The following is a 12,057-nucleotide window of genomic DNA, read 5'->3' as shown; positions in this document are numbered from 1 at the left end:
GAGCGATCGCTCTTATTTAATTGCAACACACCGGCTGACTTGGGAGAGGTAATGGGTAATAAGAGTTTTGAATTTTGAGTTGTAGAGACGCGATAAACTTTTTACCTTTTACTCATTACCCACTACCGATTACCCATTACCGATTACCATTTAAGGATTAACCGGCGCAGCCGGAACAACGGGTTCTGCTTCCAAATTGGGCAAAGGTGACAACTGAGGAAGAGGTGCCTGTGGCGGCGTAAAGTCAGGCGTCGGCTTTGCGGGTGGCGGTGGCGCAAAGGTGGGAGATAAGTTGCGGGGCAAATTATCTGCGGAAATGCAGGTATCCAGCGCTTTAGTGGCAGAAATCTCTAACTGACGATTCAAGCCAACAACGCATTCAGCAAAGCGGATGGGTAGGAGGCTACGACGACAGGATTCGAGGACCTCAAGCAATGGCGGGTTTTTGGTATCTTGGGAAATATTAATCACGCACCTGCCTAACTCGATGGGACGTCGCACCCGGAGACAGGCAGCCAGAGCATCTTGTGAGGCAATCTGAGTTTCTCGGTTAATATTAAACACGCAAGCGGATAAATCTGTCGGTTTGAGGGCATCCGAACAGCTAGAGGCAGAGAGTTCTGTAGAGATACCAACCGCCCTTAATTCGGCAGCGCAGTATTGAAAGGGGCTGAAATGGGTGGCGGTGGCAGGAACGGTCTCAACAGCGATCGCAAATAATCCTGCGGTAAAGGCTAGCCCAGTCGTGGATAATCGTCGGGAACGAGACAAGGCTCGTTCGCTACTTTTGTTTTGCATGATAGTTCTACATAAGTAGGTCACAAGCTATCCTACTTGGACATTGGTAGCAGTTTGCACCTTTGCACTCAGTCTAATGTTATCGGCTGCAACTAAAAATGCGATTGGGGAAGCGAACCGACAGGTCGGCGCTTTGCTATCGCACTCCAAAAGCGAATAACAATCAAACCCCACATCTGCACCCAAGAAGTTAGCAAGTTAAAATCTAGAATCAAATCTAGAATCAAATCTAGAAAAATAGAGACGTTCTCACAGAACGCCTCTATTAAAGGTTACTAAATTCAAAGCTGTAACCTTTTTAGTATTCAGGCACCGAAGGGTCAATTTCTCGACTCCAAGCGGTAATTCCGCCTTTGACGTTGGTGCCTTCTATTCCAGCTTGTTTCAAAATACCCAGCGCCTTCGCCGAACGTCCACCCATCTTACAGTGGGCAATCAAGCGATGACCGTTGAGCAATTCCTTCACTTGGGCGACACCCGCACCATTTTCAATATCTGGTAACGGAACCAAAACGGAACCCGGAATTTTAGCAATTTCGTACTCGTTAGGATTGCGAACATCAAGCAGGACAAAATCATTTGCACCGCTATCGAGCAATTCCTTCAATTCCCGAACCGTCATTTCTGACATTTCCATCTGCTGTTTTGCCTCTTCCGCTTTTGCTTGTGGAATACCGCAGAATTCTTCGTAATCAATTAATTTGTCAATGACTGGTCTTTCCGGGTTCGGACGCAGTTTCAGTTCCCGGAACTTCATTTGCAAGGCGTCATACAGCAACAACCGCCCACTCAGGGTATTCCCCTGACCTAAGATGATTTTGATCGCTTCAGTTGCCTGGATGGTGCCAATCACGCCGCACAGAACGCCGAGAACGCCTCCTTCAGCACAAGAAGGAACTAATCCGGGTGGTGGCGGTTCCGGATAGAGGTCGCGGTAATTGGGACCCCCTTCGTAGTTAAATACCGTTGCTTGACCTTCAAAAAAGAGGATGGAGGCGTAGACGTTGGGCTTGTTTAACAGCACGCAAGCATCATTAACGAGATAACGTGTGGGGAAGTTATCGGTGCCATCTACGACAACATCGTAGGGTTCAAGGATTTGCAGGGCGTTCTCTGAACTCAGGCGGGTTTCGTACAAATCAACTTGGCAATCAGGATTGATTTCTAAAATCCGGTTTTTTGCCGATTCAATTTTGGGTTTCCCTACCCAAGAGGTGCCGTGAATGACTTGCCGTTGTAAGTTGGAACTATCAACGACATCAAAATCGACGATGCCGATGCGTCCGATACCAGCAGCTGCGAGATACAGCAACAGGGGCGAACCCAGTCCACCTGTACCAACACACAGGACACTGGCGGCTTTGAGGCGTTTTTGCCCTTCCAGTCCAACTTTGGGCAGGATTAGGTGGCGAGAGTAGCGTTCGTATTCTTCTTTGGAAAGCTGGATTTCATCCAGATTGGGATTGAGCATGGCCTTTTAGTGAGGGCAGACAGAGTTAACAGCCTACCAAAAATACAATAGTCTTTGTATCCTTGGGTCTTAATCGTTTTTAAAATTAAGTTTGTAATTTAGGTTGTTTCAACAATTATCATTTCTTCAGGCTGGAACTGGTGGGCGTCGTCGAGACTCCAGTTGCGGAGAGCGCCAGCTTTACCTTGTTGAACAGAGACAATAATATACGAGTACACTGACCAGGCACACGCCCGATCGAATTCCGAAGGAATTGCTGGATGGTCGGGATGGGAGTGGTAAATCCCAATGATATCTAGTGGGCTGGGCGAAGCATCGCGTCCCTGCTTTTGTGCTTTCAGCATATCTTCGGGAGCGATCGCGTATCTGTCTCGCTTATCTGAACCCAGTTTGGCGGAACCTTCAATCTCTTGAAATGCTTCCACTGCTTCTGCATTCCAGCTGTTCTCGGTTGGCATAACTTCCACTACGGTTTTGCCATCTTCCGCCAGTTTACCCAGCAGTAAGCCGCAGCACTCTTCGGGATAGGTGCTTTCGGCATGGGTGCGGATGGCTTGCAAATGGTGAGGGTGGAGTTTTAATACTGCCAAGATGCCAAATCATCCTGCGCGAGACGTGGAACTATTGTATGCCACAGATGTCTCTCGTTTTGATTGTCTGACTATCTGCTTTTCTTTCACAACAGCCTTGCTTCTATAGGAATTTTGAAGAAAATCTTCTCTCTTCTCGCTGCTGCCTTGTCTATCAATTCGTTGAGATTGAAACGACAAATTTTATCGGGAATTCAATCAAAAATATTTTTAATTTCCGGAGGGTTGCTGTAAAATTCCAGAAGTTAATTGTATTGTTCTAAATTTCAGCAATATATATGGGCGCATAGATTCCAATTATAAAAAATATAGTACCAAAGCGAACAATATTTGTATAGTGCCAATTTCTTTAATTTTTAGCAGCGATCGCTCAATGCGTCAGTGAGCTTTACCTGCGCCCAGATACAGTTCTCCTACCTTCGGATCGTTCAAGAGTTCGGAGCCGGGACCTGTGAAGCGATCTCGTCCTGTATCTAGCACATAACCCCGGTGTGCCATGCCTAAAGCTTTCCGGGCATTTTGTTCCACCAGGACAATTGCTTTGCCCGTTTGATTAATCGCTTGAATCTGCTCAAAAACGTTATTGACCAATAAGGGAGACAGCGCCGCCGAAGGTTCATCCAGCAGCAACAGAGTAGGTTCCAACATCAAAGCTTTTCCCATCGCCAGCATCTGCCGTTCTCCCCCAGAAAGAGTTCCAGCCCGCTGATGCCGCCGTTGAGCCAGAACCGGAAAGGTGGCAAAGATATGATCTTTGAGCGGTTGCAAAGGGACATTGCGAATAAACGCGCCCATCTCCAGATTTTCTTCCACCGTCAGCGATGGGAACACATTCGAGATTTGGGGCACGTAGCACATTCCCCGCCGAACAATTTGATCCGACTTTAAGCCAGCAATATTTTCGCCTTTGAAAGTAATTTTGCCTTTATGAGGGCTTAAAAGTCCAAAGATAGTCTTTGCTAATGTTGATTTCCCGGCACCATTAGGGCCAATTACGGCAACTAATTCACCCGGATATATCTTGAAATTAACCCCTTGAAGGATATCTAAATCTTTGACATATCCCGCCCAAACATCTTCAACTTCTAATAAAGGTTCATTCGTCATTATTTCTAATTTATTATTTAATATTTATTATTTATGGTTCATGATTTATTGCAATTTCTGCATCAATCATGAACCCTGAATTCTCAACAATTAAGGCGTCTTTTGCAAATCGGGGCGTTCTTCGGGGACAATTGCTCCTTCCACAGGGCAGACTTGCAGGCAGATGCCGCAGTCAATGCAAGTGGAAAAATCAATCCAGTACCAGTCAGTCCCCTTCGTGTTTTTGCCAGGTCCTTCGTGAATACAGGCAACAGGGCAGGCATCGACACAATCAGCGACGCCTTCGCAGGTATTAGTAACAATCGTATGCGGCACAGTGTTCTCTCTCTTGGGATTGGCAGACGGCTGCTTCTATAGCCTACCAAAGTCTTTTGAAAGCTGATAGCTGAAACGAGACTTTTTAAATGCAAAAGTATGCAAATAAAGGTGAAATTTTGCAAGAAAAATCGCCTCCCCTTTGCGTACCTCTGCGCGTACCTTTGCGTTAAAAAATCTAACTCAGCGTCTCAATTTTAGTAGCACCCTCAGCTTCCACCCAGGCAATGCGACGGATGTGACGGCTACGGGCATATTCTCGCACATCTTCAGGCGATCGCTCCCCTAAATCCATTTCCACCCGTACTAGATGAATAGAATCTCTCAGGGTTTGGGCGTAGGCAAACGCTGCCAGATAGGCTTGGGGAGATGAAGGAACGACTAACCAATCACTCGCGGGCGTTTCGCGGGGCATCCCAGCCTTCGAGAGCAAGACTTGATATAAGTCTTCAATATTCAGCGCAAAGCCAATACTGGGGTAAGTTTGCCCCTGGGGATGATAGAGTCCCAGCAGTTGGTCATAGCGTCCACCCTGGGCTAAAACCCGTGCTTGAGTGTCTGTATCGCTAACGACTTCAAACACAATGCCGGTGTAATAGTTAAAGGTTTGGATCAAGCTGAGATCCAGAGTTACGGGGAAGCTTTGCTGATGGGAACAGCCTTCATTGAGAAGATCGATCAGGGATTTCAGAGTATTGACTGTTTGCCGCTCAGATTCTGCTAAATCTAGGGTGGAAACTTGTTGCAGCACATCAGCAGGATGTCCCCGCAGCTCAAATAGAAATAAAGCTCGTTCTCGCAATTCGGGGGAAAGGGGCAGAGTTTCCAGTGCGATTCGATCGAGATGCGCGATCGCCCGTCGCACTTTTTCTTGCAGATGAACTGGAAACGGGGAAAAAAGCGATCGCGTTAACCCTGCTTCTCCCAAAATTACCTGCCACTGGCTTAACCCCAGACACTTCAGACAGTCTCCCAGCAATAACAGCACCTCTGCATCTGCCAAGACACCCCCCGCACCCAACAGCTCTACCCCTGCCTGGTAAAATTCCTGCTGACGTCCGTAATTGCTGCCCTGCGAACGGCGGAATACATTTGCGTTGTAGTAGAGGCGTTGCGGATAAGTAACACCAGCCATCCGCGTCACAGATGCACGGGCGATCGAAGCCGTCAGTTCTGGGCGCAGTCCCAGCGTCCCCTCCTCAGCATCCTGGATTTGAATCACTGTGGAGCGCTGGATTGCTCCGCCTGCCATCAAAGTATCCAACCGCTCTAGAGTGGAGGTGATAATCCGGTGATAGCCCCAGCGGTGATACACCTGCTGCAACCGATCTTCAATCCAGCTTTTTTGAGCGACATCGAGAGGCAGCAAATCCCTCGCGCCTGCCGGGGGTTGATAAACCATTCAGTCGTTGTTTTTTGTTAGTTGACAAGCGATTTTCAAGCGAAGTATTCACGATTAGCGAGTTGACGGTTTGACTCTAGCTCTCACCGAGAACTTCCAAACATCTAATAGCCGAGTTGCTAATCGAAGAAATCGCTTTCTTATTTCTTCTTACCAAACATACCAAATAAACCGCCTCCAGACTTATCCTCCGGCTTGCCCTGCCCTGGCTTGCCCTGCCCTGGCTTAGGCGGCGTCGTTGTCTTGCCACCCGCAACTTTTTGTGCCAGCTTGTCTAGTGCCTGTTTGCCCTCTATCCCAATCGGATCTTGAGGGTTTAATTTCAAAGCTTGGGTGATATGTACCTTCGCCATTGTCACCTTAGGCGGAGTTTGCTTCAAATAAACCATCCCCAATAAGCTATGGCAACGGCTATTGTTCGGCTCCATTTTCAGGGCTTCCCGCAACTCTATCTCCGCCTTCGCAAACTGGTTCTTCGTTATCAACTCATCAGCACGACGGAAATAGGGTTCCGCCACTGATGATGGTGTTGGTGTTGGTGGCGGTGGGGGCGGCGGTGGGGGCGGCGATGCATTTCCGCCAGCAGCCCCCGTGACAGGACGTTTATCTGACATCATCGGGGTTGCTACCCCAGAACCCCCCTTCCGCCTCAGATAAACCATATTCAGTTCGCTGATTTGAGCCGTCACTTCTAGGACTTGGCTCAAAGATTCATATTGCGTTTGTGCTAGCTTTTGCAGTGCCGTTTTATAGGAATGCTCTAAATCGCCCCCCGCTTGAGCTAACTGTTTCGCGGTTTCACCTTGGGGTTGAGCGTTCGCCCCTTCCCCAGCCAAGCGCTTACCCATGCGCCCGACCATAACGACGTATTCTGCCCGCGTGCGATCCTGAGACAGTTGCTCGTAGGCAGGATTTACCAATTTTGACAACATCTGGCTGGCACGCTGTTTTTCTGCTTCGTTTTCAGCCTTGCAACTATCCGGATGCAATCTCCGGGCAATTTTGAGATACCGTTTGCGGATGTCATTGACGCCTGCATCTACTGGCACCCCTAAAATTGCGTGGTGGTCTGTGAAATCAAACTTGAACAGTCCACGGTCGATCCGAAATGACATAGCCCGCTGTCCCACCGTCAGAGCCGAATATTCTTTCTAATATACTTCCCTTGCGAAACCTATGTGTGACCTTGCTTACAGAGAAGCCTGATTTTTAGCACTTTGCCATCTACTTATTGCCATCTACTTAGAGGTGTAATTTGCAAAAGTTCTTGACTGAGCTGTGGGTGTAGATAACCATTTGTCGCCAAAATCCGACCGGAATGAATCGCTAAAGGACTCCCATCATAGGCGCTGACTTTGCCCCCGGCTTCCTCCACGATTACCACTCCGGCTGCCAGATCCCAAGGCTGTAAACCCCTTTCCCAGTAACCATCCAGGCGTCCGCAGGCAACATACACGAGATCGATGGATGCGGAACCGCTGCGCCTGACACCCTGAGTGAGATGGGTAAGGTGACAAAATTCAGCGTAGTTATTGTCTGCGGTTTCGCGTCGATCGTAAGCAAAGCCGGTGACAAGCAAGCTTTTGCTCAACTCGGCTGTTTTGGAAACTCGGATGCTCCTCCGGTTGCAAGTGGCTCCTAAGCCTTTGGCAGCCCGATACAACTCCTGATGAAATGGATCGTAAACGACACCGACTTGGGGAACTCCGTCAATCAGTAACCCGATTGAGGCGGAGAAAAAGGGATACTGATGAGCATAATTTGTGGTGCCATCTAGGGGATCGATTGCCCAGAGGTATTCGCTGTTAGTATCTCCCAGTTGCCCGGATTCTTCTGCCAGGATTTGATGGTGGGGAAAATGGCGATTGATGACTGAAAGAATGGTGGCTTCGGCGGCTTTATCTGCTTCGGTTACGAGATCGCCTGGACGTCCTTTTTCTTCAACGGCTTCTAATTTGCCCCAGTAGCTTTGCAAGACGGCACCAGCAGCTAGCGCCGCCTCGGTGGCAATATCTAGAAAAATTTGCAGTTGGTCAGGGGTATGGTGTGTCATATTTGTGGCTAATAGCTAATGGCATTGAACAATGAATAATTAGCCATTCGCAATGAGCCGTTAGCGATTTTGACGCCGAAACTCTGCTGGAGTCCAGCGCATGGGTTTTTCTGGGTTCCAAATGCCCTTGCCCATAATTCGAGCATATTCTTGAGCGGTGGTGAGCCGTTGGTCATATTTGTTGTTGAGCGATCGCGGTACAAACACATACCCTTCTACCACCATCTGCTCGTTCAGCAATACCCCATCTTTCCACACATAAGCTAACCGGCGCTCAAACTGGTCTTTGCTCGATCCATCCGACTCTAACAAAACGGATTGTCCGCCAATCAACTGCTTGAGCCGCTCTTGAGCCGCCGATCCCCAAGGCTGCTGTTTCATGTCGGGTGCCTCGATTCCCAGCAGCCGCACTCGCTCTACCAAAGCGGATTGCTTGCTGGTATCCAGCACTTCCAGGGTTTGTCCGGTGACAACCCGCTCCACCTTCACGGTGACGCCTGTCGGAACTTCTTTCACTTGGCAACCGACCAAGAAAAACCAAAAGCCAAAAGCCAAAAGGCAAAAGAGAAAATTCTTTTGCCTTTTTGTTTTTCGCGATCGCCTTTGGTTATTCTTCATCCAGAGGTAAACCGAAACGGACTTTGCCCTTGCCAAAATAGCGACCGAACTGGAGTTCGTAAACTTCATCCTCATCCTGAGTTTCTACTTCCAAGTCGGAGCGAGGATAACTTACGCATAGTAGAGCATAGCCTTTGTCGCGCAGTTGCGGAGAAAGCCCCATTGCTTCTGGCTGATGGATTTCCCCTGAGAGGACGCGCACGGCACAGGTGGTACAAGCGCCATTGCGACAGGAAAAAGGCAACTCGACGCTCTGATGCTCGACGCTAGATAGGATATAGCGATCTTCTGGCACCTGAAGGTCATGGTGAGTGCCGGTTTGGCGATTGCGTATCCGAATGGTGTGGTAATTCGTCATAGTTTTAGTGTATTATTAAAAATCGCAGCTTTGAGTTGCACATTTCAAAATAAATAAACCTCTGGAGAGGTGGCCGAGTGGTTGAAGGCGCAGCACTGGAAATGCTGTTTAGGGCAACTTAACGTGGGTTCGAATCCCACCCTCTCCGTTTAAAATCAAGACTCAGCAATGCTGTAAGGCTAATCGCCCCAGAAGATTCTTCTGGGGCGATGGTTATTTTTGTCGCTCGCCTGATTATCAGCGCGTGAATCCCCAGCAGAAAAAGCGATTGGTATTTGATTTTGCAGCAGGAGTGTTGACGTTGGTGGGGTAAGAGCGATCGGATTCAAATTTGACTAGAGAGAAAGACGCGATCGCGCCTTTTGAATAAATTAGAAGTGCCCAATAACAAACAATAAAAAAAGGGTGAGCATTACCCACCCTAAGACGAATCAAGTAACCAACAGGATCGTTTATTTTGCGGGTTGCGCCTTGTTTTGAACCAGCAGCCGCTCAAAACTTAGGGCAAACACTCCCAGCGTCACCAGTACGATGCCGAAAATTGATATCGGCTGTAAAGCATTCTGAGCGCTCGGAATAATCAAAAATGCCAAAACTGCTGTTAACACAGGGCCACTAGAAGCGATAATCGAGGCTCGTGCGGCACCCAAGAAGCGAACGCCAAAGTTATTTAACAAATAGCCCGCTAGAGTTAATATCCCCAAGACAACGCCGCCGATAATCAAACCCAGGCGCTTATCCGGGATGACCTGAACAGCCAAATTTTCTGGTAATGGCAACATCAGACTGATGCTAGCCAGGACAAAGATGGTTGTAAACTGAACCAAGCTGACGGGGACGGGGTGAAGCTTTTGAAAGCCAAGCTGCATAAAAATCAGGTAGAAGGCAAAGGCGATTCCTGAGGCGGCGGCGGTGCCAACTCCCACCCCAGAAATGCTTGCCACCCCACTATTAACCGCCGGGAAGATTTTAGGCCAAGCTGCGAGGATAACACCCAAGGAAATCGTGCACATCACTCCAACGCGCAGGAAGGTGGGGCGATCGCCAAAAAACAGCCACGCCAGCGGGACTGTAATAATTGGATACATAAACAGAATTGTCACTGCAACCCCTGGGCCAATTTGGGGGATGGCGATATAAATCAGCACTTGCGACAAAAACAGGAAGAAGCCACTCCCGACTACCGTTAAAAGTCCGCGCCGGTCTGGATCTAATAAAAACTTCTTAATATCCCTCCACACGTTGGGATAGAGAACGATGGCAAGTAAAGCCATTAAAGGCAGCACCACCATCATGCGGAACCACAAAATTAACAGCGAGTTGCCCAAACCTAGCTTGATGAATCCTCCCAAGGAAAACAAGTTAAAAATTTGACTTTCTCTGCCAATGATTTGGACAACCACGTTATGAACCGACAGCGCCACGGTAGAAATTAAAATCAACAATAACCCTAACTGACCTTGGGAGCTTGGTTTAGGTTGGCGTGGCGGTGGTAACGGGGCAGCCGGAACCGAGAACGGAATCGCATTCGCTTCTGGAGGCTGTTTGCGATCGCTATAAGCTTGTCCTCCCACCTCTGACTCGGATGGTACTAATGGCAGCGCATCGCTTTCTGCTTGCAGTTGTTCGTGCAGGCGATTGACGAGAGTTTCTAAAATTGCTTCTCCTTGTTGCTCCAAGCCGTGCATCCGCGACAGCTGCTGGGAGAACGAACTTTGATAGCTGCTGATGTCTTGTTGCAGTGTTTTAAAAGTCGTTCTTAGGGTTGTATCCAAGGAAGAGAGGATTCGGTAGGCACTGTCGTTGTAGTCATTTGCCGAGGGCGGCAAATTGGCGCTGCTAGTGCCACCCAGCGGGTGATAGGAGCTACCTGGTTGCTGGGACAGCCGTTGCATCAGCAGATCTTGCAGGTGTTCTGCGATCGCTTGGGTGAGTTGCCCAACTAAATATTGCTGCTGATCCTGATCAATTTGTTCTTGAGGCAGAGAGCTTTGGGACGAGGGTAATTGCTGACGCTGAGCTTGTAGATGATTGATCTCATCGACCAACCGGGATTTCTCAGCCTGGAGTCGCTCAACGTCTTGATTCAACTGGACGATGAGATTTTGCTTCAGGTTCTCAAGTTCCTGCGTCATCGCCCTCAAAAGAGCCTCTGTTGCCGTAGCATTTCCGGTGTTGTGATTTTCCGGTAGATTGTCCAGTTGCCCCATTAGCGTATAACCTCGGTACGATTGGCTATAACGAAGTGTAGTTTTAACTTAGTTTACTTAAGTCTTGTTAGTATTTCTGATATTTTGGCAGATACACTTTCTGATGGATGTGATTTTGCTCAACTAGGTGTTGTTTCTCTGATGAAGGAAAGTGTTTAATGTTTTGTCATCAATCCTGACAGATTACTCCAAAATTCTGGTGATTTTTAAGAGATTTTTCTGGTGAATTTAATTTTGTTCTAGACTGTTGAATCTTGCAGTGACTGCAAGAAAAACTACTTAGACACTATCCTCCCTCGACATATTGAAGAACAAAGAGGGAGTTTCTTCTTCCCGCGAGCGAGAGACTTTTGGAGGGTTCAGACAACTTTTGCAAGAAGTCTAATATTTTGATCCCTAAAGCCCCAATAAAAGGGGGAAGAAAGTTCGCGCCACGTTTAGAAGCAGAGGTTTGAGCTTTGTAATACGCGGATGAAACAGCGCCGTGTCTCCCTGCCTGAAAGCCAATTGATCGCTGGCATTTAGGATCGAGTTTTTGGACGCGGACGCATTTTCCCCAACAGGGTAGCAGCCGCCGCCTAGAAACTCCTTCCAGAAAGAGTGTATCCCAATCGGGCAACCGGAGAGGGGATGTAAAGTTTTAAATTGAATCCATCAAGTGGAAAATTCCGAATTGTCCCCCTATCTGACGGATAACTAGAAAGATAATTGCCCCCAAACCCGCACTAATGGGAAGGGTAATTAGCCAAGCGAGTCCAATCGATTGCAGCGTTTGGAACCGGATGGATTTCCAGTCTTTGACTGCACCAATGCCAACCACAGCACCGACAAGGGCGTGGGAGGTGGAGACGGGCAAGCCGAGCCGGGAAGCAAGCAAGATGGTCGTAGCGGTTGCGAGTTCGGCGCAGAATCCACCGCTCGGCTGGAGGGCAATAATGCCTTCTCCAATTGTCGCAATGACTTTTTTGCCCCAGACGGCAAGACCGGCAACGATACCGGCACCGCCCAATACTAGAATCCAGAGGGGAATGCTAAAGCCAGTGATAGGAACGGAACCTGTGCGATTGATATAAACGATCGCCGCTAAGGGAGCGATCGCGTTGCCAACATCATTGGAACCGTGGGCAAAGGCAAC

The 12,057-nt window shown here is 48.5% G+C and carries 12 protein-coding genes and 1 tRNA gene; 1 reads left to right on the top strand and 12 read right to left on the bottom strand.

The window, feature by feature from the left end; genetic code table 11:
• Positions 1-150: 150 nt before the first annotated feature.
• From H6F50_RS06170 to H6F50_RS06125, 10 genes are all read right to left on the bottom strand, one after another.
• Complete coding sequence (locus tag H6F50_RS06170; protein WP_190427502.1) at positions 151-798, bottom strand: hypothetical protein; 648 nt, start codon at positions 796-798, stop codon at positions 151-153.
• Between the two features lie 298 nt (positions 799-1,096).
• Positions 1,097-2,269 carry a molybdopterin-synthase adenylyltransferase MoeB gene (gene moeB / locus H6F50_RS06165; RefSeq protein ID WP_190414751.1) on the bottom strand — a complete coding sequence of 391 codons (1,173 nt, stop codon included), beginning with the start codon at positions 2,267-2,269 and terminating at the stop codon, positions 1,097-1,099.
• A 98-nt stretch (positions 2,270-2,367) separates the two neighbouring features.
• A complete protein-coding gene (locus H6F50_RS06160) occupies positions 2,368-2,859 on the bottom strand; it encodes a M67 family metallopeptidase (RefSeq protein ID WP_190427498.1) in 492 nt (163 codons plus the stop codon).
• Between the two features lie 378 nt (positions 2,860-3,237).
• Positions 3,238-3,966 carry an ABC transporter ATP-binding protein gene (locus H6F50_RS06155; RefSeq protein ID WP_190427495.1) on the bottom strand — a complete coding sequence of 243 codons (729 nt, stop codon included), beginning with the start codon at positions 3,964-3,966 and terminating at the stop codon, positions 3,238-3,240.
• Positions 3,967-4,056: 90 nt separating this feature from the next.
• On the bottom strand, positions 4,057-4,281 hold the full coding sequence (locus H6F50_RS06150; protein ID WP_190414753.1) for a 4Fe-4S dicluster domain-containing protein: 225 nt from the start codon (positions 4,279-4,281) through the stop codon (positions 4,057-4,059).
• Between the two features lie 178 nt (positions 4,282-4,459).
• The gene (locus H6F50_RS06145; RefSeq protein WP_190427493.1) at positions 4,460-5,683 is read right to left on the bottom strand and encodes an ATP phosphoribosyltransferase regulatory subunit; all 1,224 of its coding nucleotides are present in this window, start codon (positions 5,681-5,683) and stop codon (positions 4,460-4,462) included.
• 140 nt (positions 5,684-5,823) lie between these two features.
• Positions 5,824-6,798, bottom strand: a complete 975-nt coding sequence (locus H6F50_RS06140) for a J domain-containing protein (protein ID WP_190427489.1) — start codon at positions 6,796-6,798, stop codon at positions 5,824-5,826.
• Between the two features lie 113 nt (positions 6,799-6,911).
• Positions 6,912-7,736: an inositol monophosphatase family protein gene (locus H6F50_RS06135; protein WP_190427486.1), complete on the bottom strand. Its 825-nt coding sequence runs from the start codon at positions 7,734-7,736 to the stop codon at positions 6,912-6,914.
• A 60-nt stretch (positions 7,737-7,796) separates the two neighbouring features.
• Positions 7,797-8,291 carry a thermonuclease family protein gene (locus H6F50_RS06130; RefSeq protein ID WP_242028920.1) on the bottom strand — a complete coding sequence of 165 codons (495 nt, stop codon included), beginning with the start codon at positions 8,289-8,291 and terminating at the stop codon, positions 7,797-7,799.
• A gap of 52 nt (positions 8,292-8,343) precedes the next feature.
• Positions 8,344-8,712: a 2Fe-2S iron-sulfur cluster-binding protein gene (locus tag H6F50_RS06125; RefSeq protein WP_190414758.1), complete on the bottom strand. Its 369-nt coding sequence runs from the start codon at positions 8,710-8,712 to the stop codon at positions 8,344-8,346.
• Positions 8,713-8,775: 63 nt separating this feature from the next.
• Between H6F50_RS06125 and H6F50_RS06120 the strand changes: the two genes are divergently transcribed.
• Positions 8,776-8,860, top strand: a tRNA-Ser gene (locus H6F50_RS06120).
• A gap of 304 nt (positions 8,861-9,164) precedes the next feature.
• On the opposite strand, the gene H6F50_RS06115 is transcribed toward H6F50_RS06120, so the two are convergent.
• Together H6F50_RS06115 and H6F50_RS06110 are read right to left on the bottom strand one after the other, a co-directional pair.
• Positions 9,165-10,922, bottom strand: coding sequence for an EamA family transporter (locus H6F50_RS06115; RefSeq protein ID WP_190427481.1), 1,758 nt, complete (start codon positions 10,920-10,922; stop codon positions 9,165-9,167).
• A gap of 640 nt (positions 10,923-11,562) precedes the next feature.
• On the bottom strand, positions 11,563-12,057 hold a 495-nt coding region (locus tag H6F50_RS06110; protein WP_190427478.1), incomplete at its 5' end, for an inorganic phosphate transporter.

It is taken from the genome of Coleofasciculus sp. FACHB-712, assembly GCF_014695635.1.
Classification (GTDB): domain Bacteria; phylum Cyanobacteriota; class Cyanobacteriia; order Cyanobacteriales; family FACHB-T130; genus FACHB-T130.
Note: the sequence above shows the minus strand (reverse complement) of the source record. Positions and strands in the feature narration are given on the sequence as shown.